This window comes from Hydrogenophaga sp. FW305-3-2-15-A-LB1 (assembly GCF_058787875.1).
On sequence record NZ_JBYTAE010000052.1, the window covers coordinates 13,190 to 34,848 of the forward strand.

At 59.7% G+C, this 21,659-nt stretch carries 27 protein-coding genes; 15 read left to right on the forward strand and 12 right to left on the reverse strand.

Annotation, left to right across the window (positions count from 1 at the left end):
- Positions 1 to 95: 95 nt before the first annotated feature.
- The 6 genes from AC3WPZ_RS16605 (at position 96) to arsH (ending at position 5,074) form a co-directional block, all read left to right on the forward strand.
- Positions 96 to 1,139 (forward strand): ArsJ-associated glyceraldehyde-3-phosphate dehydrogenase, encoded by a 1,044-nt coding sequence (locus tag AC3WPZ_RS16605; RefSeq protein WP_492440616.1) that lies wholly within the window; start codon positions 96 to 98, stop codon positions 1,137 to 1,139.
- Between the two features lies 1 nt (position 1,140).
- On the forward strand, positions 1,141 to 2,400 hold the full coding sequence (arsJ, locus tag AC3WPZ_RS16610; RefSeq protein ID WP_492440618.1) for an organoarsenical effux MFS transporter ArsJ: 1,260 nt from the start codon (positions 1,141 to 1,143) through the stop codon (positions 2,398 to 2,400).
- Positions 2,393 to 2,719, forward strand: a complete 327-nt coding sequence (locus tag AC3WPZ_RS16615; protein WP_492440620.1) for an ArsR/SmtB family transcription factor — start codon at positions 2,393 to 2,395, stop codon at positions 2,717 to 2,719. Before arsJ ends, AC3WPZ_RS16615 begins: the two co-directional genes overlap by 8 nt.
- A gap of 22 nt (positions 2,720 to 2,741) precedes the next feature.
- Positions 2,742 to 3,242, forward strand: coding sequence for an arsenate reductase ArsC (locus AC3WPZ_RS16620; RefSeq protein WP_492440622.1), 501 nt, complete (start codon positions 2,742 to 2,744; stop codon positions 3,240 to 3,242).
- Between the two features lie 64 nt (positions 3,243 to 3,306).
- Positions 3,307 to 4,371 (forward strand): ACR3 family arsenite efflux transporter, encoded by a 1,065-nt coding sequence (gene arsB / locus AC3WPZ_RS16625; RefSeq protein WP_492440624.1) that lies wholly within the window; start codon positions 3,307 to 3,309, stop codon positions 4,369 to 4,371.
- Complete coding sequence (gene arsH / locus AC3WPZ_RS16630) at positions 4,358 to 5,074, forward strand: arsenical resistance protein ArsH (RefSeq protein ID WP_492440626.1); 717 nt, start codon at positions 4,358 to 4,360, stop codon at positions 5,072 to 5,074. Before arsB ends, arsH begins: the two co-directional genes overlap by 14 nt.
- A 171-nt stretch (positions 5,075 to 5,245) precedes the next feature.
- On the opposite strand, the gene AC3WPZ_RS16635 is transcribed toward arsH, so the two are convergent.
- Positions 5,246 to 5,503 carry a hypothetical protein gene (locus AC3WPZ_RS16635; RefSeq protein ID WP_492440628.1) on the reverse strand — a complete coding sequence of 86 codons (258 nt, stop codon included), beginning with the start codon at positions 5,501 to 5,503 and terminating at the stop codon, positions 5,246 to 5,248.
- 60 nt (positions 5,504 to 5,563) lie between these two features.
- On the opposite strand from AC3WPZ_RS16635, the gene AC3WPZ_RS16640 reads away from it, so the two are divergent.
- Positions 5,564 to 5,791: a hypothetical protein gene (locus AC3WPZ_RS16640; RefSeq protein WP_492440630.1), complete on the forward strand. Its 228-nt coding sequence runs from the start codon at positions 5,564 to 5,566 to the stop codon at positions 5,789 to 5,791.
- Between the two features lie 28 nt (positions 5,792 to 5,819).
- Positions 5,820 to 5,960 carry a hypothetical protein gene (locus AC3WPZ_RS16645; protein WP_492440632.1) on the forward strand — a complete coding sequence of 47 codons (141 nt, stop codon included), beginning with the start codon at positions 5,820 to 5,822 and terminating at the stop codon, positions 5,958 to 5,960.
- A gap of 46 nt (positions 5,961 to 6,006) precedes the next feature.
- Here the strand turns inward: AC3WPZ_RS16645 and AC3WPZ_RS16650 are convergent, their stop codons facing one another.
- From AC3WPZ_RS16650 to AC3WPZ_RS16690, 9 genes are all read right to left on the reverse strand, one after another.
- Positions 6,007 to 6,168, reverse strand: a complete 162-nt coding sequence (locus AC3WPZ_RS16650; RefSeq protein ID WP_492440634.1) for a hypothetical protein — start codon at positions 6,166 to 6,168, stop codon at positions 6,007 to 6,009.
- 32 nt (positions 6,169 to 6,200) lie between these two features.
- Complete coding sequence (locus tag AC3WPZ_RS16655; RefSeq protein ID WP_492440636.1) at positions 6,201 to 6,668, reverse strand: DsbA family protein; 468 nt, start codon at positions 6,666 to 6,668, stop codon at positions 6,201 to 6,203.
- Between the two features lie 36 nt (positions 6,669 to 6,704).
- Entirely contained in the window at positions 6,705 to 7,337 is a 633-nt protein-coding gene (locus AC3WPZ_RS16660) for an SCO family protein (protein WP_492440638.1), read from the reverse strand.
- Complete coding sequence (locus tag AC3WPZ_RS16665; protein WP_492440640.1) at positions 7,334 to 7,990, reverse strand: DsbA family protein; 657 nt, start codon at positions 7,988 to 7,990, stop codon at positions 7,334 to 7,336. Before AC3WPZ_RS16665 ends, AC3WPZ_RS16660 begins: the two co-directional genes overlap by 4 nt.
- Positions 7,987 to 8,403, reverse strand: coding sequence for a disulfide bond formation protein B (locus tag AC3WPZ_RS16670; RefSeq protein WP_492440642.1), 417 nt, complete (start codon positions 8,401 to 8,403; stop codon positions 7,987 to 7,989). The genes AC3WPZ_RS16665 and AC3WPZ_RS16670 overlap by 4 nt, the downstream gene beginning before the upstream one ends.
- Positions 8,400 to 8,924 (reverse strand): signal peptidase II, encoded by a 525-nt coding sequence (gene lspA / locus AC3WPZ_RS16675; RefSeq protein WP_492440644.1) that lies wholly within the window; start codon positions 8,922 to 8,924, stop codon positions 8,400 to 8,402. The genes AC3WPZ_RS16670 and lspA overlap by 4 nt, the downstream gene beginning before the upstream one ends.
- A 94-nt stretch (positions 8,925 to 9,018) precedes the next feature.
- Entirely contained in the window at positions 9,019 to 9,393 is a 375-nt protein-coding gene (locus tag AC3WPZ_RS16680) for a hypothetical protein (RefSeq protein ID WP_492440646.1), read from the reverse strand.
- Between the two features lie 25 nt (positions 9,394 to 9,418).
- Positions 9,419 to 9,790, reverse strand: coding sequence for a DUF3703 domain-containing protein (locus tag AC3WPZ_RS16685; protein ID WP_492440648.1), 372 nt, complete (start codon positions 9,788 to 9,790; stop codon positions 9,419 to 9,421).
- A gap of 95 nt (positions 9,791 to 9,885) precedes the next feature.
- A complete protein-coding gene (locus tag AC3WPZ_RS16690; protein ID WP_492440682.1) occupies positions 9,886 to 12,117 on the reverse strand; it encodes a heavy metal translocating P-type ATPase in 2,232 nt (743 codons plus the stop codon).
- Positions 12,118 to 12,195: 78 nt separating this feature from the next.
- Between AC3WPZ_RS16690 and AC3WPZ_RS16695 the strand changes: the two genes are divergently transcribed.
- From AC3WPZ_RS16695 to AC3WPZ_RS16710, 4 genes are all read left to right on the forward strand, one after another.
- Positions 12,196 to 12,435 carry a hypothetical protein gene (locus AC3WPZ_RS16695; RefSeq protein WP_492440650.1) on the forward strand — a complete coding sequence of 80 codons (240 nt, stop codon included), beginning with the start codon at positions 12,196 to 12,198 and terminating at the stop codon, positions 12,433 to 12,435.
- Between the two features lie 512 nt (positions 12,436 to 12,947).
- The gene (locus AC3WPZ_RS16700) at positions 12,948 to 13,292 is read left to right on the forward strand and encodes a CzcE family metal-binding protein (RefSeq protein WP_492440652.1); all 345 of its coding nucleotides are present in this window, start codon (positions 12,948 to 12,950) and stop codon (positions 13,290 to 13,292) included.
- A 319-nt stretch (positions 13,293 to 13,611) separates the two neighbouring features.
- Complete coding sequence (locus AC3WPZ_RS16705) at positions 13,612 to 14,292, forward strand: heavy metal response regulator transcription factor (RefSeq protein WP_492440654.1); 681 nt, start codon at positions 13,612 to 13,614, stop codon at positions 14,290 to 14,292.
- A gap of 15 nt (positions 14,293 to 14,307) precedes the next feature.
- Positions 14,308 to 15,678: a heavy metal sensor histidine kinase gene (locus tag AC3WPZ_RS16710; protein ID WP_492440656.1), complete on the forward strand. Its 1,371-nt coding sequence runs from the start codon at positions 14,308 to 14,310 to the stop codon at positions 15,676 to 15,678.
- An 11-nt stretch (positions 15,679 to 15,689) separates the two neighbouring features.
- On the opposite strand, the gene AC3WPZ_RS16715 is transcribed toward AC3WPZ_RS16710, so the two are convergent.
- Both AC3WPZ_RS16715 and AC3WPZ_RS16720 read right to left on the reverse strand, forming a co-directional pair.
- Positions 15,690 to 15,974 carry a CopK family periplasmic copper-binding protein gene (locus AC3WPZ_RS16715; protein ID WP_492440658.1) on the reverse strand — a complete coding sequence of 95 codons (285 nt, stop codon included), beginning with the start codon at positions 15,972 to 15,974 and terminating at the stop codon, positions 15,690 to 15,692.
- A gap of 127 nt (positions 15,975 to 16,101) precedes the next feature.
- The gene (locus AC3WPZ_RS16720; RefSeq protein WP_492440660.1) at positions 16,102 to 17,649 is read right to left on the reverse strand and encodes a tetratricopeptide repeat protein; all 1,548 of its coding nucleotides are present in this window, start codon (positions 17,647 to 17,649) and stop codon (positions 16,102 to 16,104) included.
- 418 nt (positions 17,650 to 18,067) lie between these two features.
- On the opposite strand from AC3WPZ_RS16720, the gene AC3WPZ_RS16725 reads away from it, so the two are divergent.
- From AC3WPZ_RS16725 to AC3WPZ_RS16735, 3 genes are all read left to right on the forward strand, one after another.
- On the forward strand, positions 18,068 to 19,057 hold the full coding sequence (locus tag AC3WPZ_RS16725; RefSeq protein WP_492440662.1) for a porin: 990 nt from the start codon (positions 18,068 to 18,070) through the stop codon (positions 19,055 to 19,057).
- 460 nt (positions 19,058 to 19,517) lie between these two features.
- Positions 19,518 to 20,204 carry a heavy metal response regulator transcription factor gene (locus AC3WPZ_RS16730; RefSeq protein ID WP_492440664.1) on the forward strand — a complete coding sequence of 229 codons (687 nt, stop codon included), beginning with the start codon at positions 19,518 to 19,520 and terminating at the stop codon, positions 20,202 to 20,204.
- Positions 20,201 to 21,535 carry a heavy metal sensor histidine kinase gene (locus tag AC3WPZ_RS16735; protein WP_492440666.1) on the forward strand — a complete coding sequence of 445 codons (1,335 nt, stop codon included), beginning with the start codon at positions 20,201 to 20,203 and terminating at the stop codon, positions 21,533 to 21,535. Before AC3WPZ_RS16730 ends, AC3WPZ_RS16735 begins: the two co-directional genes overlap by 4 nt.
- Positions 21,536 to 21,659: the final 124 nt, after the last annotated feature.

Genomic DNA, 21,659 nt, shown 5'->3' on the forward strand with positions numbered 1-21,659 from the left:
GGTCGGAGATTGCCCTCGTCATGCTGCTGTCATAAATTTGTGCAATAGTTCAATAGTTATTGAATAATTGCATTGATTTAGCAACGGAGAACCACATGAAGGTAGGCATCAACGGCATGGGCCGCATCGGGCGACTGGCGCTGCGCGCTGCCATGGGAGCCGCAGAGCGGCAAGACGACGATCCGCGCGCAGGCAACCGGCTGGAGGTGGTGCACCTCAACGAACTCAAGGGCGGTGCCGCCGCCACGGCGCACCTGCTGGCGTTCGATAGCGTGCAAGGCAAATGGCGGGCCGACATCGCCGCCGAGGGCGAACACACCATCCGCATCGATGGGCAGCAGATGTCGTTCAGCGCCCACGGCGCCGCTGCGGAGATCCCCTGGGGCGATCTGGGTGTGGACCTGGTGCTGGAGTGCACCGGCAAGTTCCTCACCCCCGAAACCATTCAGGGCCACCTGGACCGCGGCGCCAAGCGCGTGATCGTGGCCGCGCCGGTGAAGGTGGGTGGCGTGCGCAACATCGTCGTGGGCGTGAACCACACGCAGTACGAGCCTGCGCGCGACCGCATCGTCACCGCCGCGTCTTGCACGACCAACTGCCTGGCGCCTGTGGTGCAGGTGGTGCACGAGGCGATCGGTATCCGCCACGGCCAGATCACCACGCTGCACAACCCGACCAACACCAACCTGGTGGTGGACGCGCCGCACAAGGACCTGCGCCGCGCCCGCAGCGCATTGATGAGCCTGGCGCCCACGACCACCGGCAGTGCGACCGCGATCGCGCTGATCTACCCCGAGCTCAAGGGCAAGCTCAACGGCCACGCGGTGCGCGTGCCCGCACTCAACGCGTCGCTCACCGACTGCGTGTTCGAACTCCAGCGCGAGACCACGGCCGAGGAGGTGAACGCCTTGTTCGAAAAAGCGGCCAAGGGATCGCTAGCAGGCATCCTCGGCTACGAGACGCGTCCGCTGGTCAGCGTCGATTACGCACGCGACACGCGCAGCTCCATCGTGGATGCGCTCTCCACGATGGTGACCGACGGTACGCTGCTCAAGGTCTACGCCTGGTACGACAACGAGATGGGTTACGCCTGCCGCATGGTCGACCTGGCCTGCCATATGAGCGAAGCGGGCATCTGACATGCAGCACGCCGCGCGCAACTACGCCATCGTCACCGCCGCCTACTGGGGTTTCACGCTCACCGACGGCGCGCTGCGCATGCTGGTGCTGCTGCACTTCTACAAGCTCGGCTATTCCCCGTTTGCTCTCGCGTTCCTTTTCTTGCTGTATGAAGCGGCGGGCGTGCTGGCCAACCTGATCGGTGGCTGGCTCGCCACACGCTACGGCATCACGCGCATGCTCACCGTGGGCCTGGTCACGCAGATCATCGGATTCACGCTGCTCTCGATGCTCGATCCGGCGTGGACCGCCGCCATGTCGGTGGCCTGGGTGGTTCTGGCCCAAGGCATTTGCGGTGTGGCGAAGGATTTGACCAAGACCGCGAGCAAGTCGGCGATCAAGGTCACGGCCTCGCAAGCCAAAGAGCAGGGTTCGAGCCAACTGTTCAAGTGGGTTGCGTGGTTCACGGGCAGCAAGAACGCGATGAAGGGCGTGGGCTTCTTCTTGGGCGGCCTACTGCTGGAGTCTCTCGGTTTTCAGGCGTCGCTGTGGTGCATGGCGGGCCTGCTCGCATTGGTTTTGATCGGTGTGATCAGTTCGTTGCCAGCCATGATGGGCAAGAGCAAGGCTTCCAAGTCGGCCAAAGAGTTGTTCGCGAAGAACGCGGGCATCAACGCCCTGGCTGCGGCGCGCGTCGTGCTGTTCGGCGCGCGCGACGTGTGGTTCGTGGTGGGCGTGCCGGTGTTCTTGTACTCACAAGGCTGGACCTTCACCATGGTGGGCGGCTTTCTCGCGGCCTGGACGATCGGCTATGGACTGGTGCAGGCGCTCGCGCCGCAACTGGTGCGCCGCAGTGCAGACGGCCTGAGCGCCGAGGTGCCCGCCGCACGCCTGTGGTCCGCTCTGCTGGCGCTGGTGCCGGTCGGCATTGCCGTCGCGGTCTACCTGCAGGTGCCGAACCTGGAGTGGGTGGTTGTGGGCGGTTTGGGCCTGTTCGGTTTTGCCTTTGCCGTCAACTCGTCGGTGCACTCGTACCTCATCCTGGCATACGCCGGTTCGGAAAAGGCGGCTGAGGACGTGGGCTTCTACTACGCGGCCAACGCACTGGGGCGTTTTATGGGAACGCTCATGTCCGGATTGCTGTACCAGTGGGGGGGCCTGCTGTACGCGTTGACGGGCTCTGCCGTGATGCTGGTGATCTGCTGGCTGCTCACGCTACTGCTCCCCGTAAGGAAGCAGGTTGATGCCCTTGCAAAGAACGAAAGACTGAATCATGGATGAAGCCGACGTCGTGCGCGCCCTCGGAGCGCTCGCGCAGGAAACGCGCTTGCGCATCTTCCGCATGCTGGTGGTGGCCGGACCTCAAGGGGTCTCGCCGGGCCAGATGGCCGAGGCGCTGGGGTGTTCGCCCACCACGCTCTCGTTCCACCTCAAGGAGCTGGTGCATGCCGGCTTGGCCGGCAGCGAGCGAGATGGCCGTCACCTGATCTACCGCGCCAGCATTCCGCAGATGAACGGACTGCTGGGTTTTCTCACCGCGCATTGCTGCGAAGGGCAGCCCTGCGAAGTCAATCAGGTCGTTTGTACCGACTGTCCCTGAACATCCACACGGAAAGACTCCCATGCTGAAACCCATCTACAACGTCTTGTTCATCTGCACCGGCAACTCCGCGCGCAGCATCATGGCCGAAGCCATCCTGAACCAGCTCGGCGCAGGCCGCTTCCGTGCGTACAGCGCGGGAAGTCATCCGGCGGGTGCCGTCAATCCCAATGCCATCGAACTCCTGGAGCGCAGCCATTTCAAGACGACCGGTCTGCGCAGCAAGAACTGGAGTGAGTTCGCGACGCCCAATGCGCCAGTGATGGACTTCGTGTTGACTGTGTGCGACAAAGCGGCCGGCGAGGTGTGCCCCGTTTGGCCCGGTCAACCGATGTCCGCCCACTGGGGGGTGGAAGACCCAGCGGCGGCCAAGGGCAGCGAGGAAGCCATCCGTCGCGCGTTCAATGACAGCTTCATGGTGCTGAGCCGCCGCATCTCGCTCTTCATGGTTCTCCCCATGGACAAGCTGGACAAGCTCGCGCTGCACAAAGAGCTCACCATCATCGGCCAAGTCAAATCCTGATTTTTTGTATCCTCGCCCAGGTGCCCTCCGGGCCCTGGGCGTTTTCGTTTCGAGGTGGTGAGGTATGGGACTCTTTGAACGCTATCTGACGGTGTGGGTGGCATGCGGCATCGCCGCCGGCGTGGGCCTGGGCTTGGCGCTACCAAGCCTCTTCGAGGTGGTGGCAGCGCTGGAGATCGCGCACGTCAACCTGGTAGTCGCTGTGTTCATCTGGGTGATGATCTACCCGATGATGATCCAGATCGACTGGTCGGCGGTGAAAGGCGTCGGCCAGCGCCCGCAGGGCCTGATGCTCACGCTGGTGGTGAACTGGCTCATCAAACCCTTCACCATGGCAGCGCTGGGCGTGCTGTTCTTTCAGTACCTCTTCGCGCCGTGGGTCGATCCGCAATCGGCCAAGGAGTACATGGCCGGCATGATTCTGCTGGGCGTGGCACCATGCACAGCGATGGTGTTCGTCTGGAGCCAGCTCGTCAAGGGCGACGCCAACTACACCCTGGTGCAGGTCTCGGTGAACGACCTCGTCATGGTAGTGGCATACGCACCTATAGCGGCCTTTCTGCTGGGCGTGACGGACGTGACCGTGCCATGGGAAACGCTGGTCCTGTCCACGGTGCTGTATGTGGTTCTTCCGCTTTTCGCCGGAATGGCCACGCGTCACCTGCTGGGCAAAAAATCCCATCACGCCGTCGGCGACTTCGTGACGAGACTAAAGCCCTGGTCAGTGGCCGGGCTTATTGCCACCGTGGTGCTACTGTTTGGTTTTCAGGCGCGGACCATTGTGGCGCAGCCGCTGGTGATCGCGCTCATCGCGGTGCCGCTGATCCTTCAGTCTTACGGCATCTTCTTCATCACTTGGTGGGGAGCGAAGTGGCTCAAGCTGCGTCACGACATTGCCGGGCCGGCCTGCCTGATCGGCACGTCGAACTTCTTTGAGTTGGCCGTGGCGGTCGCGATTTCGCTGTTCGGGCTGAACTCCGGTGCCGCGCTGGCCACCGTGGTCGGCGTGCTGGTTGAGGTGCCAGTGATGCTCTCGCTGGTGGCCTTGGTCAACGCCTGGAGGCCTGCAGAAAAACTCACCAACAAATCAAACAACGACATTGGAAAACGCGTTCATGCCTCTCGCTGATCTACCGCAACTGGCCACCGAACATTTTCAGGCGCCAGATCCGCAACGCCTTCGCCCGGCACAGCCCTCGACACACGCACCGCGCATCCTGCTGCTCTATGGCTCGCTGCGCGTACGCTCGTTCAGCCGGCTGGTGGTAGAAGAATCGGTCCGACTGCTGGAGGCTATGGGCGCCGAGCCTCGCGTGTACAACCCCAGTGGCCTGCCACTGCCCGACGACGCGCCCGAGACCCACCCCAAGGTGGCCGAGTTGCGTGAGCTGGCGGCATGGGCCGAGGGCATGGTGTGGTGCTCGCCCGAACGCCACGGCGCCATGACCGGCATCATGAAGGCGCAGATCGACTGGATTCCGCTAGCATTGGGCGCAGTGCGACCCACACAAGGCAAGACGCTGGCGGTGATGCAGGTCAGCGGTGGCTCCCAGTCGTTCAACGCGGTCAACCAGATGCGCGTGCTCGGGCGTTGGATGCGCATGCTCACCATTCCCAACCAGTCGTCCATCGCCAAGGCTTTCCAAGAGTTCGATGAGCACGATCGCCTCAGGCCATCGGCGTTTCACGATCGCGTGGTCGATGTGCTGGAAGAACTGGTGAAGTTCACGCTGCTCACGCGCGACGTGGCGCCATACCTAGTGGACCGCTACAGCGAGCGAAAAGAAAGTGAGGAGCAACTGAAGCAGCGGGTGAACCAAGCCGCGATCTAGGCATAGAGTCTTCTTTGTGATCAGCGGCTGACCACATCGCTGATCCACGAGCAGATCACAAACAAGACCTTCTCTTTCCGCACGTTCTCCCTCGGCTCCTCGTGTTGACACCGTGGGCATCTCGGGTGCGTAGATCAGCCATGGCGGCATTGCAGCCGTTTGAGCCGCTGTTCATGGCTGCATCGCGCTTGTGGCGTCGTTCTTTGCTTCGTGAAAAATATGGGCCTGCGGCCGCATGCGAACCAGGCCAAGCATGAGCACTCTCTCGTTTCTGCACAGCTCAGCCGGAACGACTTTCGAAAGATCCTCACGGATCTCCCCACGGGCGATGAAGGCGCTTCGTGGCTGGTGCGGCAAAGCTCTGGTTCCCGCAAGTTCATGCCCATCGACTCTGCCCGCATCCATGCGAACAGTAGTCTGGCTGAACATGGACTCGCCTAGGTCAACCCGGCCAAGACCATCGGGGTCACGCACCACGCACAGAACCCCATGTCTGTTCCCCCGAAGTACAAGCACGACGACCTCACGCCCGCCTTTGCGCCCAACCTCGAGCACCTCATGGGCAAGAACTGGGACTGGGTCCATGGGCACATACACGATGCCCAGCGTTACGTCGTCAACGAAACTGCGGTTGTGCTTATTCCCCGCGGCTATCACCTGTACGACAGCAGTTTCGAGAACAAGCGGTTCGACCCGGCCCTGCAAAACGAGATCTGAGATCCGAGTCATGGTCAGGAAGCACCTCATGATCCTGCAAACGCTGCCGGCCTTTCGGCCTGTTCTTTTCCCTGATTTCAACGGCGTCACCCACCCCGACCGCACCCCCAGGGAACACTACTTCCAGGCTTTGCCCCTGATCGAGGCCATGTTGTGCGACTTCCCCTAGACATCATGGTCGATGTCGTCTTGTCCACTAATGGACGCTCACACGGTCAAGGAGATTTTCGGGCGCGCTCCACTTCGCTCTTGACCAGATCGTAGAGCCGTCCTGGATCGGTCGAAGACAGCGGTTTTCCATTGACGAAGAAAGTCGGTGCGGCCCGAACTCCGATCGCCTTCAGGTCTGCGACGTCCTGCGCCAGCAAGACATCCACGGAGCCCGTGGCAATGTGTTTGCGTGCCCGCTCTACGTCAAGGCCTGCAGACTGCGCATGGCCCATGCACGATCGATGGCACGCGCGCCCTGGCCCGTCCACGCACGCTGGCCGTCCAGCAAGGCCTCGAGCATGGGTTCGAACTTCCCCTGCGCACGTGCCGCCTCAAGAATCTTCACCGATTCCACAGAAGATTCCCTGTGAAACGGCGTGTATCGAATCACCAGACGTGCCTCTCGCGGAAACGCCACAAGGATCTGTTTTACCTGGGGATGAAATGCCTTGCAGGCTTCGCATGCAGGATCGAAGAACTCCACGATGGTGACCGGCGCATCCGCGGCGCCAATGACTGGCGAGTGCGGCCGTACCATCGCACCGGCTTGCTCTGAGGCCACCAATGCTGCAACTTGCAGGGTGTGTCGCTGATAGAGCAAAACACCGGCAGCAAATACCACGAAGGCGGCCAGCGCCGAGAGAGTAACAAGGAAGCGGCGGTTCATTTTCGAGATTGGTACTCAATGATCGTCATGCCTTTTTCAAGCCTTCATTGCACTCAGTAAAGTCAGGATGTCTTCAGCGATCACGGCGGGCTCGGTGCCATAGCTGGAAAACAAGCGCACCCGACCTTCGGTGTCGAACACATATTTGCCCGCCGAGTGGTCCATCGTGTACGAAGCCGGTGTGCTGCCTTCGGCCTTGCGATAGTAGATCTTGAAACTGTCCGCCACGGCCTTGAGTTCAGCAGGCTCGGGACGCAAGGCCAGAAACGTCGGATCGAAGTTGGCCATGTACTCTTTGAGCAGCGGGAGTGTGTCGCGCTCAGGGTCTACCGTGATGAAGAGTACCTGCAGTTGTTTGCCTTGATCGCCCATGAGGCGCTTGACCTCGGCGAGGGTGGTCATGGAGGTGGGGCACACGTCGGGGCACTGTGTGAAACCGAAGAACACCACCACCGCTTTGCCACGGAAATCCGCCATGGTCCTCGCCTGACCGGTGTGGTCGGTCAGCTTCAGGTCTTGTGCAAAAGCTGCGCCAGTGATGTCCGTGCTCTTGAAAGTGGGGGGCTTGGGCGAACAACCGACCAGGAAACCGCCTCCGGCGAGCCATGCTGCACTCAACGTCAGGGCCGTGCGCCGGTTGAATGGGCGTGCGGGTGTCGTGTACTTCATTTCTTCGCCTTGGCCACTTCTTCGGCCACCAGCGCGGCCAGTTGTTCGGGGCCGAAGCTCGGCAAGCTGCGGCCGTTGATGAAGAAGGTGGGCGTCTTGGTGACTTGCAGCGCGGTGAGGTCTTCGATGTCTTGCTGCAGCAAGGACTGCATGCCGGGTTTCTCGATGTCCTGGCGCGCTTTGACGAGGTCCAGCCCTGCCTGCTCAGCTACCTTGAAAGCGGTCTCGATGTTGGGCTGGCCATGATCGGCCCAGGTGGGCTGCGCAGCCAGCACGGCTTCAAGCACCGTCTGGTACTTGCCCTGGCTCTTGGCCGACTCCAGGAGTTCGACCACCCGGTCCGAGCCTTGGTGGAACGGCGCGTAGCGAATCACGAGTCGCACGTCGTTGGGGTACTGGGCCATCAGGTTCTTGACGATGGGATAGAACGCGCGGCAGGTTTCGCAGGCCGGGTCAAAAAACTCGACGATGGTGACCGGCGCGCCTTGTGGGCCGAAAACCGGTGAGTGCATGCGCACCAGACGGGTCTGCTCGGCCTTGACCTGCACATCCTGCTCGTTCTGCACACGCTTCTGGTAGGCGTTCATGCCCAGGTAGAAGAACAGGGCAACGATGGCCACCAGGCCGATGACGGTGATTCTTTTGGCATTCATGAACGGGTCTTTCTCAAGTAAACGAAAAGCAGGATGACGATGGCGATGAAGGCCAGGAGGGACAGCCAGGGAATCTGGATGCCATTGAGGATTTCGAGACTCTGTTCGCTGCACGAAGGTCCAGTGCCACAAGGCACCCACCATTTCGGCACCCAACCGGCTACCAGGGCGGTGTGGTAGCCGGCCATGGCTGCACCACCCAGTGCCAGCGGCAGCGCATAGAGAGCTCCACGACGGTCTTCTGCGAAGGCCGCCATGCCCAGGACGAGCGCCAGCGGGAACATGAAGATGCGCTGATACCAGCAAAGCAAACAGGGAGTCATGCCCATGACTTCTCCGATGAAAAGTGCGCCCAGCGTAGCGGCCAAAGCAACACCCCAGGCGGCCATAAGCCAGAGCCAACTATGTTTCATGAGGGCACATCCTCGGGTGTTTTACGGGACGATGGGCGCGGCGGCGATTTCAGGGACGCGAAGCACCAGACCAGCATGGAGCAGACGATGAAGACATCGGCCAGGTTGAAGGCCGGCCAGTGAATGCTGCGCCAGTGAAAGTCGAGGAAGTCCACTACGGCACCGATCTGTGCGCGGTCCACGAGGTTGCCTCCCCCACCGCCCACCACGAACGCACCCACCCACCGATCCAGCGGCTCGGCTTGCCGGGCAAGACACACGACGGAGACGACACCGACCACCAGCACCGACACGCCGATGAAGAACCAGCGTTGCCAGCCACCCGCATCGGCCAGCAACGAAAAGGCCGCGCCAGTGTTGAGCACATGCACAAAGTTGAGCCACTCGGTCACCCGAACCGCTTCCCCGAGTGCCAGGGTGGTCGAGAAATACGACTTGCTGATTTGATCAACAAACAAGAGTACCGCGACGGCAGCAAGCCACGTCCATCGCGGGTTTCGCTGGGTCCAGCGAACGGTCATGAGAGAGTCCTTCCAAAACGATCCAGGGTCAACCACCGTGTGAAACGGCGGTCACTGAAGCCAGCGGATCGGGGAAGACGTGCGCGTCAGCGCATCAGGCGTATGCGTTCAAACCCGAACCACTCGGGTTGGGCCATCGTGGACGGTAGGGTCGCTCAATCCAGGGCAGCAAGAAGCGTTCAACGAGGTGCTCTGCCCGCTCGATACCAACAGGGACAGCCTTGGTCGCGGAAGTCGCCGTCAGAGCTGCAGCGCAATTCGCATGACAGGTTCCACAGTCAAGATCAAAGTCCAGGCCGTTGGTAGCCAGCTCTTCCATGCCCGACCCAGCCGAGGTGTGGGCGGGCTGATGGTGTTGGACCGGTGACTCCTGGGCGACCGCAACGTGGCCGCAGCATTCAGCCGCCATTGCTGCAGAAAACTGCAGCGGCAACAGTGTGAACATCAGCATGACCAGGAAAGCGCGCATGCGGCGGATTTTAAGCGGTGGGCATTCAGTGGTCGCTTGCACGGGCAATCAAATCGGCCAGTTCCGGGCGCACCGGCAGCGGCTCGAAGGCACTAACTGTGGATCGACCAGGGTTGCCTAACGGCAAGCGCCCGCTCAGGTGACCCAAAGGCACCAATGCCAGCCTGAGCATCTGGCCGGCAGCCTCGGGCCAGTCGCGTGTGCGCAAGGACAGGCCCAGCATATGCGCGTGCGTCTGCAAATGGGGCCTCAGGTGGAGCTGTCCCACGATATGGGCCGCCTCCAGATACAGCCAGGCCTGCGCGGTGGAGCAAGCGGACTTCGCTTCGTGCATCAAGCGAGCATGCGTGGCAGCATCGAATCGGCGTTCAGCCTGCGGGTCAGTGAACGTGGCCATGAAGGTCTCCTTCAGCGCGGCTTCACAGAGTGCGTACTTTGCCGGCCGAAGCAGCGCCTAACCACCGTGCAGGGCCAGCGCAGCCATCAGGCGGGTCACGATGTGACGCGGCGCAGCAGGCGCAAGCCATTGCCCACCACGAGGAGGCTGGCGCCCATGTCGGCGAACACCGCCATCCACATTGTTGCGCTGCCAAACACTGCCAGCACGAAAAAGACTGCCTTGATGGCGAGCGCCAAGCTGATGTTCTGCCACAGGATTGCATGTGTGCGCCGGCTCAGTTGGATCGTTTCTGCGATGCGCCCGAGGTTGTCGTTCATGATCACGACATCGGCCGCTTCCATCGCCGTGTCCGTGCCGGCCCCCCCCATGGCAAAGCCAATGTCGGCCTGGGCCAATGCCGGGGCATCGTTGATGCCGTCGCCGGTCATGGCGGTCGGGCCGTAGCGCTCGCGCATCTCTTTGATCGCCGAGAGCTTGTCTTCCGGCAGCAGCCCGCCGCGCGCATCGTCGATGCCCGACTCGCGTGCCACCGCCTGCGCGGTCGCCGTGTTGTCGCCCGTCAGCATGACCGGGGTGACACCCAATTGCTTGAGCTGCGCCACCGCCGCCACCGAGCTGGCCTTGATGGTGTCGGCCACGGCGAACAGGCCGAGCACACCGGTGTCGTCCGCCAGCAAGGTGACGGTGCGACCTTCAGCTTCATGGGCCATCAGCTCGGCATCGAGCTGTTCGTTGGACTGGTTGCGTTCGCGGATGAGGCGGTGGTTGCCCAGAACCATGGCCTTGCCATCCACCGTGCCTTCAACGCCACGACCCAGCAATGCCTTGAACCGCTCGACATCCGCCGCACCGCCTTCGATGCCCGCCGCAATGGATCTGGACACGGGGTGGTCAGAGCGGGCGGCGAGGCTTTTGGCCCAGCGCTGTGCTTGACCCTCGTCGGTTTGCCCCCATGCCTTGAAGACCACCAGTTTCGGCTTGCCCTCGGTCAGCGTGCCGGTCTTGTCCAGGGCCACGGCCTTGAGCAGGCGGGCATCTTCGAGGTAAGTGCCACCTTTGATCAGAATGCCGCGGCGTGCGGCGGCGGCGAGGCCGCTCACCACGGTCACCGGCGTCGAGATCACCAGGGCGCAAGGGCATGCGATCACCAGCAGCACCAGCGCCTTGTAGATGGCGCTCAGCCATTCCCAGTCGAGCAGCAAGGGCGGCAGCACGGCGACCGCCAATGCCATCGCGAAGACGGCTGGTGTGTAGATGGCCGCGAAACGGTCGACAAAACGCTGCATCGGCGCGCGGGTGCCTTGTGCTTCCTCCACGGCGTGGATGATGCGCGCCAGGGTGGAATTGCTGGACGCGGCGGTCACACGAAATTCAAGCTCGCCGTTTTCGTTGATCGTTCCCGCGAACACCTGGCTGCCCGGCTCCTTGTCGACCGGAATGCTCTCGCCCGTGACCGGGGCCTGGTTGATGCTGCTGTTGCCCTTGGTCACCACGCCGTCGAACGCGACGCGCTCGCCAGGCTTGACCCGCGCGATGGCATTCAGCGCCACCTCGGTGGCCTTGACGCGGTTCCAGCTTCCGTCTGGCTGCAGGATTTCCGCGTCGTCGGGTGCCAGGTCCACGAGGCCCTTGATGGCATTGCGTGCGCGGTCCACGGCGCGGGCCTCGATGAGTTCCGCAATGGCGTACAGCGCCATCACCATCGCGGCTTCGGGCCACTGGCCGATGATGAACGCCCCCGTGACCGCGACCGACATGAGGGCATTGATGTTGAGCTTGCCGTGCCGCAGCGCGTTCAACCCCTTGGTGTAGGTTTCAAGACCTGCCAGCCCGATCGCGGCGGCAGCGACCACCATGCCCAGCACGGTCCAGACCATGGTGTCCGGGGCGAAGTAGGAGATGACTTCCGCGACCGTCGCGAAGACCAGCGCGGCGGCGTAGCGCGCGTAGCTGGCACCGGGCGCATGGTCATGTGTGTGGTCGTGATCGTGGTCGTCCGTGCTCGCTGCGGTCGACGCCGTCAGGGTCTCGGGCTTGAAGCCGGCCTTGCGGATGGCGGCCAGGGCGGCGGTGACGGCACCGTCGGCGCCATCGATCCGCAGCGTCCTCTGGTTCAGCCGAAAGTGCAAACCACGGATGCCGGGGATGGGCTCAACCACCCGGCGGATTTCGGACTCTTCGACGGTGCAGTCCATCGTGGAGATGCGGAAGGTGTTTGGGGCCACCGGCGCGCTGTCTGCCGACTCAATACATGCCAGAGCGGGCGGCGCGCAACACTCAGCCGAACCAACGCCCTTCGCAATGGTCGCGCAGCAATCCGACATGGGGAGATTGACAGGTTGGGCGGGCGCAACAGAAGCGGGCAGGCAACCTGCAGTGCCGCAGCAGGACTCCATGGATGCTTGCTCAAGCGTGTGTTTGGTCATGAGATTTTTCGCTTTCTGGAAGGTATTGAACACCCTGTACCCGCTACGGAGTCAAGCGATCCCAACGGCGCGGACAGGGAGGACGTAAAAGGGGCGATTCGCGAGATCAAGGCCAAGCACCAGAGCGTCAATTCGGTCTTCGATCTTGGGAATTTTCAGAAAAGTAGCGCCAAACCGGATGTTCCGGGTGGACACGCGTGGTTGTCCCAGCGTTGACCGACTGAGCAAAGGATGGCACCGCCCTGTCGTCCACGCGTGGCGGCAAGATGGCTTCGCACATGTATACACACGATGGCATTGGTAGGAACGATTGAAGGACCCGCGCGTCTTTCGAGGTGAGAAAGCCTCCTTATCGGCACGACGCTGCGGGTAGCCGCATCAGCAACGACGAGGCAGCCCGTAGTTCTGTCCTCGGCCCCCCTGCAGGCATGCTGGGCGGTGAAAACTCCTCCGGTTTCGAGGTGGACCTGCGCCACGCCTTCTTAGCCGATTCCCCGGTTCTCGGGGTGACCTCGGGTTCTCTTCGTACGCGGATTAGCCAGTATGGCGCGTCTGCGTGCTTTTTCGCGTGCGCAAGTGATGAACTCTCTTTCTTCCAATGCAACATGACGGATTTGTCATTCTTCGATCGCGATGCTGTGAGAGTCTGATATTTAAAGTTGGTGTCGGTTCTTGCAGGCAACCCTGCCTAGCTCAAGGGTCCGTTTCAATCACATATGAGGTTCCAAATGAAAGCACTTTCAACACTCCGTATCGCAGCAATCGCAGTCGCATTCACCAGCTCTTTGGGGGCAGTGTCTGCAGCCGAAACGTTCCGCAATGGTCAGTCCGTTCAAGGCCAATCGGCCAGCGCGGACGCTGGCTCAAGAATTGTGGACGTTGAAGCAACCAAGTTCGCCAACGTGAAGTACGGGGAAACTGTCTCTTTTGTAGGCGCGGGCGGCAAGAAATTTTCTTGGACCTTCAATGGTCTCGATGGTCGGTCCTGGGATCTTGCCCAATTCGCGCCTGCCGGCTTCACGAGCAAGGACTATCGTGTTTACGTGACCAAGAATCCGATGTATCGCCGTTGACTGGTGATTGCCAGTACCGGCTCGTGAGCCCAGAGCTCCAGTTCATGTCCACGCACCGGTGAGACGGGTAGCAGTGAAGGTGGCTTGCACGTGGCCAATAACCACCTTCCGCACGCGCCGCTCTGGGCCTAGGGGCCAGCCTGCGCTGTATTTTCTAAAAGCGCATCCCCTTCGGGTTCGGGCTGAACTCACCCTGTCGAAAAAACCCTGCTAGGCCCCGAAGTGCAACAGACCTCTGTCAGCCGAATTACATGTTTGTCACATTCCAGATTGAAGAACTTCACGTGCCAAACTGCCGGCCCTTAGAGACGGTCTCCGTATGAAAATTCTTATCGTTGAAGACGAGGCCCATACGGGCGAGTACCTCAAGCAAGGCCTGAGAGAAGCAGGGTACTACACCGAGTTGATGCGGGATGGTGTTGACGGTTTGCACGAGGCTACGGAGGGTGACTACGACCTGATGCTACTGGATGTGAATTTGCCTGGAATTGACGGATGGTCGGTGCTTCGCTCACTGCGGAGAAAGAAGCCTCATCTGCCGGTGCTGTACCTTACGGCGAGAGACAGTATTGAAGACCGCGTCAAAGGCCTTGAATTGGGAGCAGATGACTACCTTGTCAAGCCGTTTTCGTTCTCCGAGCTTCTCGCACGCATAAAGACGGTGCTGCGCAGAGGTACTCAGTCGCAGGAGTCCACAATGCTCCAAGTGGCCGATTTGCAGTTAGACCTCGTGCGAAGAAGGGCCAGCAGGGCGGGTCGCCGCCTGGACCTGACGGCGAAGGAATTCGGACTACTCGAGCTCTTCATGCGGCGCCGAGGGGAGGTTCTCCCACGCACTTTGATAGCTTCGCTGATGTGGGACATCAACTTCGACAGCGAGAGCAATGTGATTGTTGTCGCGGTGGGGCGGCTCCGGTCAAAAATCGATGACGCGTTCGATGCCAAGCTTCTTAGAACAGTCCGTGGCATGGGCTACGTGCTCGACGAACCCGAGCCCTGAAAGCGTTTGAGAACCATGTCGTTAACTGCTCGATTGACGATTCTGTTCGCCTGCGTGCTGACGGTAGTCCTGGCAGGGTTCTCGTGGCTAGTTTTTAGAGAAACAAGCAGCCGGTTCCACGAGCTGGACGAGCTGCTGCTGCAGGGCAAAGTTCAGCTCGTCGCTGAAGCGGCGCGAAACAGCCGGTCGGAGGATGAGCTGAGGGGGTGGCTTGCGACAAGCATGCCCGGGCATGCCGGGCTCTACGTCAAGGTACTCAGCGACAATGGTGACCTATTTGAACATCGAGACTTGCAATTGCCAGCGGGCCTGGCAGAAGAGTTCGCCGGTGCCGGGGAGGCCAAAGACTGGCGAAGAACAGCTCACAGCTTTCATGCCAAACGCTTTGAGGTCAGTCTTGGCGGGGACGTCTCAAAGAAGCTCTCGGTGATTGCCGCAGTAGACACGCGCCAGCACACAGACTTTCTTGACGTGTTGTCCATGAAGACTTTGGGGTATGTGTGCTTCGCAGTAATAGTGGGCACGATGCTGGGCTGGCTAGCAAGCCGAGGCGGCCTACAGCCGCTTACTACGATGAAAGCAAGAGCCGAGCGAATAAACGCCAATAGGCTATCGGAGCGCATCTCGGCACAGAGCTGGCCAAAGGAGATGCGGGAACTTGCTAACTCATTGAACGGCTTGCTGGATCGCCTCCAAAGCGACTTTGACCGCCTGAGCGCGTTCTCGGCAAATCTAGCGCACGAGATGCGAACGCCGGTCAGCAGCCTTCTGACCGTCGCGCAAGTCACGCTAGCTCAAGCACGAACCAGTGACGAGTACCGAAGCACGATTGAGACGATATCGGAAGAACTGCAAGACCAAGCGCGAACTATCTCGGACATGCTCTTCCTGGCGCGAACGGAGAATATGCACGCTCTGCCATCTGTCCAAATGGTCGAACTCGACGTAGAGTCTCAATCGTTGGTTGATTTCTATGACGTTACGGCAAGCGAAAAGGCGCTGAACTTTGCAGTAAGGGGCTACGCCCGAGTGCAAGGTGACCGTCTGATGATTCGTCGAGCTATCAGCAATCTGTTGTCAAATGCAGTGAAGTATGCGCACCCCGCGTCCACCATCGATATCAGCATCAACACAGCTGAAGGTAAGGCAAGTCTGGCGATTACCAACAAGGGAGAAGAGATTCCCGTTGCCTTTCAAGCGTCGCTCTTTGACCGCTTTGTACGACTCTCTTCGCCGAGCGTGAAAGATGCTGGGGGGCTGGGCCTTGGCCTTGCTATCACCAAAGCCATCATGAGAGCCCACCACGGGCATGTGAAACTGAGGTCCCTGGCTGGGGCCAACACCTTTGTGCTCGAATTTGACAAGGTGATGTCCCCATCGCACTAGGTGAACTTGCCTCAGTTGTTGCTATGGTCTTTGCTTAGAAGATAGTCCATGCGGGCCACTTCGTTGCTCGTGACGGAGATTGAGCGACCATTTTCGGCCTCCAGAACTTCGCCCTTCTTCAAATACACGGCGGTACCTACCCGGCTCTCCTTGCCCATCTTTCCGTCAGGGAAGATGTAGAGACTGCCTCCGTCCTTGAGTGGAATGATTTCCTTGGCGGCTTCGACTGCAGCGTGTCCGGCGAAGACGGAGGTGGAGGCAAGAGCAAGAGCCATGACGGCAAGTTTCGTTTTCATATGTGTTCCTTCATTGAATGCCCGAACAGCACGATTGCTTCGGAGTACCTGCGTACCCCTCGAAGCTACTCAGATGGCCGTGACGAAAGCGCTGCCTGAGCATTACTTTTTTGTCAGAACAGGGCGTTCAGTTTGCAATCGCGGTTCGCAAGGTGTGTCGTACCCCTTGCGCCCAGCTTGATCCCTGTCGCAGTGAAGTGAGGGTCGATGTAGGAACTTGTGCGAAAAACATGGACTCATCCACCCCGCTGCGGTCAAGTCGGTATCGAAGCTTCTGCGACCGCTGTCGCTGCTCGGCGTTGGACAGCACTGGGCCCTCACCTGCGAGTCGGAAGAACTCGGCAGACTCTCGTAAGCAGTCGACAAATTGACCCTTTAGCGCCGGTATGGCTCGGCCGAACCTATTTCTCTGGTTGCGGTCTGCAGCTCCGCTTGAAACAACCAGACCCCAAGACCTTACGCCGGACACAACGTCTACGCACGTTGCTTCAGCTTTGGTCAATCCAAAATGCCTTGAGACGCGCAAACGATGTGCGACCCACGGGTCGATTTTCTGCAGTTCCTCAATGACATGTATAGCGTCGCCGTCGGTTCCTTGCACGGGAAGAACGAACGACTGCAGCAGGCTTTTCGCAATGGCGTCATCTTGGGCTGCAGCTTGCGACATCCAGTGAAGCCCAAGTTCCTGCTCTGCGATTCCAGCAGCTGATTTGAGAATCATGGCACCAAGCTGGCGTTGCGCATTGGCGTTGCCACTGGCTGCAGCTTTCTCAAGAAAGAAAAGCGCTGCCTGAGGATTTGCGACGGAGCCATGGCCGTCGGAGTGAACTCGGTATAGAAGCAGCCAGGCCTCACTTAGACCCGCGTCCGCCGCACGAAGTAGTAGCGCGGTACCCCCTCGAAGATTTCGCCTGGGCACAAGACTCTCGTAGGACGCAAATGCGGTGTCTATGCCGCAAAATGCGCGACCCAAAAGCAACGCTGCTTCGGCGTTCCTCCGGGCGACACAGTCCTCCAGAATGGCATGTAGCGTCGCACTGTCAAGTTCGGGAAGAGACACCTGATTGCTTTGCAGGAAGACAAGGGAGCCGCAAACGGCATCGCACAGCTCAGAGCCTCGTTCCAAGGGTAGCGCGATAGCGAACTTGAGCAGTCGAATGACGAGTGCAGAATCAACTGAACGTTTGGCCTCGAAGAGCGCGTGCGCAACGGTGCCCTCTGTCGCGATGTCGGGCTCCTCGACTAGCGCTTTTAATGCCGATAAGAGACGGTTTTCATCACAGTTCTTGTAAGCGTTTAGAGCCTTTGAGGCTGTCGCACTCCCCAAGGTTTCGGCTCGCTCCCATAGCTCAAGAGCAAGCTCGTCATCCTCTTGCGTCAAACCACGCCATACCCCCAGCTTGAGGCCAGCGGGTGATGAACCAGCACTTGCAGCGGCAAACAGTATTGAGACTAGGTCGCGCCGGACGAGGTCGCTCAACGAAAGGCCTTCCGCAATGATTCTGGCGGAGCGCTCCGAGGTGGAAAGCGCTGGATGGGACAGGTACTTAAGGCCTAAGTCGGTGTACCGTGGAAACCCTTGTACACCCTGCAAGTAGCGTTGCCCAACCTCGCATAGCGCATCCAAATCGCCTTGTCTCGCAAGGGCCAGCAGTTGAACGTCTTGACGTCGCATGTTCTCCAGAACCTCGATAGAAACCTGTGGGGGAATCTATCGAGATGCTGGTTTCCACGAGCTTTCGCCCTGATGACGATGTCGTCACCAAATTGTTATTTTGATGAAAGAGACTTCCCGTACGTACTGACGGAAAAACACAACGCCGGAAGGATGGTCTGGGTTGGTGCGTGCGACCAGAGCAACGGGTTTCACGTGTTTTCAGGCAAATCACTAGCGAATTTTCAAAAACTTGACATGAGGGGGGCGTTCATGCGTAGAAGTGCTCATAGTCACGGGTACGCACCGTCGTTATGTGCTTGGTCAGACATCCATCAATTTTGGCTGTACGCCTTCGGTGACATGTTGACTAACATGCGAGGTGCGATTCGTCCCCCAACTAGTCTCTAAATAGAGCTATCAGCGTAAAGGAAATCTCATGAACAAGACGAATCGTTCGGCACTGGCCGTGCTCGCCCTCCTCGGGACCACTGCCGCCTTTGCCCAAAGCAGCGTGACGCTGTACGGCCGTGTTAATACCACGGTGGAACGCCAAGACGTGGGTGGCGTGAAGACCACGGTTGTGGCCAACAACAACTCGCGCTTTGGCTTCAAGGGCGTTGAGGATCTCGGTGGCGGTCTGACTGCTGGCTTCCAGCTGGAAAGCGGTTTCCAGTCGGACACCGGCGTTGGCAGTGGTGCGCTTTTCGGTCGCCACAGCGAAGTGAACCTGTCGGGCGGATTCGGTACCGTTCGCCTGGGCAACTTCTTCCCCGCCTCGTACTACGCGTCTGCTGACTATGTCAGCATGCACAACCACGACACGGGGTCCTCGTCTGACGCCCTGTACTACGACCCGGTGTGGTTCGGCGGTCCCGGCACTGGCAACAAGATTGCCTACCGCACCCCCAACTTCGGTGGCTTCACTGCGGAAGGTTCTGTTGTGCTGCATGAGCAAGCACCCGGTACCGGCGGCAAGAACGGCTATGACTTTGCTGCCAACTACGCCATGGGCGCACTGGACCTTGGCGCAGGCTACAGTGCCATTGACAGCAACAAGCAGTTCTCCTTGCGCGCCTTGTATTCCTTCGGCCAATTCACCCTTGGTGGCTACTATCAGCGCAACAAGGACGCAAACCAGCTGCTGGCTACGGGAGCCGGAACGCGCAACAATCTGCGCTTGGCTGCGGCCTACAGCGTTGGCGCTTCGGAGTTTCACGTGAACGTGGGCCGTGCAGGCGAATACGAGAACATCGCCGACAGCGACGCTACGCAATACACGTTGGGCTACAACTACAACCTGAGCAAGCGCACGAAGGTCTACGGTTACTACACCCGCGTGAACAACAGCACCAACGCGACCTATATGACCGGCACCGCTGGTGCCGATTTCAGCTCCGTTGCAGTGGGTATTCGCCACAACTTCTAAGCTGCTCGCGCTCTCGGCAGCCTCGCTGCCCGAGAGTTAGCTTTTGAAGAATGAGGCCTCGCGTTCCTTCAAGGATGCGAGGCCCTTTGTCTTTTGGCCCCACGGCCACAAGCCGCATGTGGGATTCCATAAATGAATAGCAACGCCTTCTTTACCGGTGGCGTGAAGTCCATTGGGCGTTTGCCACACAGGTGTCACGTGACGCCCCGCTTCGGTACACTTCCTCATGTCCCATCTGAAGGCGTCGGCCCGCAAGAGCTAGGTGGTTTTGCCTCTCGCGTCTGGCGCGAAGAGTGACATCGATGCGCAAATCGACCTTCCCTCCGACAGCGCTAGCTCCTGGCTACTTCAGGTGGAGGTACCTCTTGAAGAGCGGTGCTCAAGAGTCGCACCAGCAGGCGCCCACCAAGCAATCGCGGAGCACGCCACCCACGACCACCATTTTTTGGACTCGAGGCACATGAAGTTGTTGGTGATTGAGGATGAAGTGAAACTGGCGGAGTACCTTCGGAAAGGCCTCCAGGAAGCTGGTTTCGTGGTGGACCTTGCGCACAATGGCATCGATGGCTTGCATCTCGCAATGGAGTCCGACTACGACCTTATCGTGCTAGACGGCATGCTTCCCGGCATCGACGGGCTTGGCTTGTTGGCCGCGTTGCGTCAGACCAAGCGCACGAGGGTCTTGATGCTGACTGCGAGAATAAAGGTCGAAGACCGAGTGCGCGGCCTGAACACAGGTGCAGATGACTACATGGTCAAGCCGTTTGCATTTTCTGAACTCGCTGCCAGGATTCAGGCATTGCTGAGACGAGAACAGACAGGAGCGGGAGCTGAGCAGCCCACGGTGCTTAGTGTGGCTGACCTAGAGGTTGATCTGGTCGGTCGTAAGGTGTCTCGCCGAGGGCAAAAGATTCTCCTGACATCTCAAGAGTTCAGCCTTCTTTCCTTGCTCCTACGACGACAGGGCCAGGTACTTTCGAGAACTGAAATTGCCTCGCAAGTGTGGGACATGAACTTCGACAGCAACACAAATGTGGTGGACGCTGCAGTCCGACGCTTGCGCACCAAAGTGGATGTGCCGTTTGACAGCCCCTTGATCCACACGGTTCGCGGCGTTGGCTACATCCTGGAACCCCGACAAGAATGAATCGGAACAGCGCAAATTCGCTAGGACGACGGCTGTCCGCCTGGCTTGCGTGGCAAAGCTTGGGTGGGCTGCTAATCGTGTGTGCAACGGTGTACGGAGCCACACACTATGCGTTCAAGGCGCGGCAGCTTGAGGAATTGGACCAGAAACGGGCGCTGCTGACATATCTTGCCTCCGAGGCCGCGCGCAACGGCAATGAAGTCAAGCTCAAGCATGAGCTTGACGACTTCATGGTTGGCCATCCCCAACTTGGGCTTTCTGTCGCACAGACAGATGGAGCAATTTTTCACCAGAAGCTGCTGCCACCGTCGAGGCATGAGCGACGAAGGATTCAGTTCAACCTCGACTCCCCGAAGCTAGGTCAGCAAATGCTTCGCACGGAGTTGTCGCTGGATGTAAGTGGCGATGCGCTGGTGTTGCGGCGCATCGCGTGGATTCTCTTTGGGTCGGCAGTGGGAGGAGTACTGCTGATTTCCTTTGGCGGATTTCTCCTGGTGTGGCTTGGATTGCGGCCTTTGCGCGAACTCTCGGCACAGGTGAAAGTGCTCACAGCAGGGACGCTGCACCTCCGACTGGATGGTTCAAGACAGCCTGACGAGCTCGCTCCGTTGATTGCGCAGTTCAACGATTTGTTGGCCCGTCTCGACCAGTCTTACGAACAAATGGAGGGCTTCAACGCTGACGTCGCCCACGAGTTGTTGACGCCGCTGACGACATTGATGAGCGGTGCTGAACTGGCGATGAACTCATCCAAGAGCCTGGACGAGATACGTGAGTTGCTCGGTTCGAATCTGGAGGATCTGCAGCGAATCGCTGGAATAGTGCACGACATGCTGTTTCTCTCGCAAGCAGATAGGGGGGCGGCTGCGCGTCGCACATCAACTACCAGCCTCGCGGCAGTCGTACGGCGTGTTGCCGAGTATCACGAAGCTACCCTCGATGATGCTGAACTAACCCTTGAGGTGAAGGGGGACGTCGATGGCGAGTTCGACCTGCAGCTGTTGCAGCGCGCGTTCTCCAACCTGGTTAGCAATGCCACTCGCTACGCCACAAAGGGCTCGAGCATAGTAGTGAGGATTGAACCCGATGCTTTCGAGCAGGTGACGGTTCTTGTCGAAAATCGCGGAGCCCCGGTTGACACCCAGACCCTCTCTAGGATGTTTGACCGGTTCTTTCGAGCCGATGCATCACGCAGCGGAGCTAGCAAGAATCACGGTCTCGGTCTCTCAATTGTTGCGGCCATCGCGCGTATGCATGGCGGCACGACCATGGCTGCATCGAGCCACGGAATCACCAGCGTGGGCATCCGTCTGAAGCGATTCGCTAAGTAGGTCGACAACCGATTTTCCACATCGGTGTGGGCAATCTCACGAGCGCCTTTGCCCGGCAACCTGTACAGCGTACTCGCGTTTCAGCCTCGCTTTCAAATATGACTGATTTGTCATTTTGATGACT

Excerpts from the sequence above, each read along its gene's own strand:
- AC3WPZ_RS16605 (WP_492440616.1), top strand. The coding sequence starts at position 96 with ATGAAGGTAGGCATCAACGGCATGGGCCGCATCGGGCGACTGGCGCTG.
- arsJ (WP_492440618.1), top strand. The coding sequence starts at position 1,141 with ATGCAGCACGCCGCGCGCAACTACGCCATCGTCACCGCCGCCTACTGG.
- AC3WPZ_RS16615 (WP_492440620.1), top strand. The coding sequence starts at position 2,393 with ATGGATGAAGCCGACGTCGTGCGCGCCCTCGGAGCGCTCGCGCAGGAA.
- AC3WPZ_RS16620 (WP_492440622.1), top strand. The coding sequence starts at position 2,742 with ATGCTGAAACCCATCTACAACGTCTTGTTCATCTGCACCGGCAACTCC.
- arsB (WP_492440624.1), top strand. The coding sequence starts at position 3,307 with ATGGGACTCTTTGAACGCTATCTGACGGTGTGGGTGGCATGCGGCATC.
- arsH (WP_492440626.1), top strand. The coding sequence starts at position 4,358 with ATGCCTCTCGCTGATCTACCGCAACTGGCCACCGAACATTTTCAGGCG.
- AC3WPZ_RS16635 (WP_492440628.1), bottom strand. The coding sequence starts at position 5,503 with ATGTTCAGCCAGACTACTGTTCGCATGGATGCGGGCAGAGTCGATGGG.
- AC3WPZ_RS16640 (WP_492440630.1), top strand. The coding sequence starts at position 5,564 with ATGTCTGTTCCCCCGAAGTACAAGCACGACGACCTCACGCCCGCCTTT.
- AC3WPZ_RS16645 (WP_492440632.1), top strand. The coding sequence starts at position 5,820 with ATGATCCTGCAAACGCTGCCGGCCTTTCGGCCTGTTCTTTTCCCTGAT.
- AC3WPZ_RS16655 (WP_492440636.1), bottom strand. The coding sequence starts at position 6,668 with ATGAACCGCCGCTTCCTTGTTACTCTCTCGGCGCTGGCCGCCTTCGTG.
- AC3WPZ_RS16660 (WP_492440638.1), bottom strand. The coding sequence starts at position 7,337 with ATGAAGTACACGACACCCGCACGCCCATTCAACCGGCGCACGGCCCTG.
- AC3WPZ_RS16665 (WP_492440640.1), bottom strand. The coding sequence starts at position 7,990 with ATGAATGCCAAAAGAATCACCGTCATCGGCCTGGTGGCCATCGTTGCC.
- AC3WPZ_RS16670 (WP_492440642.1), bottom strand. The coding sequence starts at position 8,403 with ATGAAACATAGTTGGCTCTGGCTTATGGCCGCCTGGGGTGTTGCTTTG.
- lspA (WP_492440644.1), bottom strand. The coding sequence starts at position 8,924 with ATGACCGTTCGCTGGACCCAGCGAAACCCGCGATGGACGTGGCTTGCT.
- AC3WPZ_RS16680 (WP_492440646.1), bottom strand. The coding sequence starts at position 9,393 with ATGCGCGCTTTCCTGGTCATGCTGATGTTCACACTGTTGCCGCTGCAG.
- AC3WPZ_RS16685 (WP_492440648.1), bottom strand. The coding sequence starts at position 9,790 with ATGGCCACGTTCACTGACCCGCAGGCTGAACGCCGATTCGATGCTGCC.
- AC3WPZ_RS16690 (WP_492440682.1), bottom strand. The coding sequence starts at position 12,117 with ATGTCGGATTGCTGCGCGACCATTGCGAAGGGCGTTGGTTCGGCTGAG.
- AC3WPZ_RS16700 (WP_492440652.1), top strand. The coding sequence starts at position 12,948 with ATGAAAGCACTTTCAACACTCCGTATCGCAGCAATCGCAGTCGCATTC.
- AC3WPZ_RS16705 (WP_492440654.1), top strand. The coding sequence starts at position 13,612 with ATGAAAATTCTTATCGTTGAAGACGAGGCCCATACGGGCGAGTACCTC.
- AC3WPZ_RS16710 (WP_492440656.1), top strand. The coding sequence starts at position 14,308 with ATGTCGTTAACTGCTCGATTGACGATTCTGTTCGCCTGCGTGCTGACG.
- AC3WPZ_RS16715 (WP_492440658.1), bottom strand. The coding sequence starts at position 15,974 with ATGAAAACGAAACTTGCCGTCATGGCTCTTGCTCTTGCCTCCACCTCC.
- AC3WPZ_RS16720 (WP_492440660.1), bottom strand. The coding sequence starts at position 17,649 with ATGCGACGTCAAGACGTTCAACTGCTGGCCCTTGCGAGACAAGGCGAT.
- AC3WPZ_RS16725 (WP_492440662.1), top strand. The coding sequence starts at position 18,068 with ATGAACAAGACGAATCGTTCGGCACTGGCCGTGCTCGCCCTCCTCGGG.
- AC3WPZ_RS16730 (WP_492440664.1), top strand. The coding sequence starts at position 19,518 with ATGAAGTTGTTGGTGATTGAGGATGAAGTGAAACTGGCGGAGTACCTT.
- AC3WPZ_RS16735 (WP_492440666.1), top strand. The coding sequence starts at position 20,201 with ATGAATCGGAACAGCGCAAATTCGCTAGGACGACGGCTGTCCGCCTGG.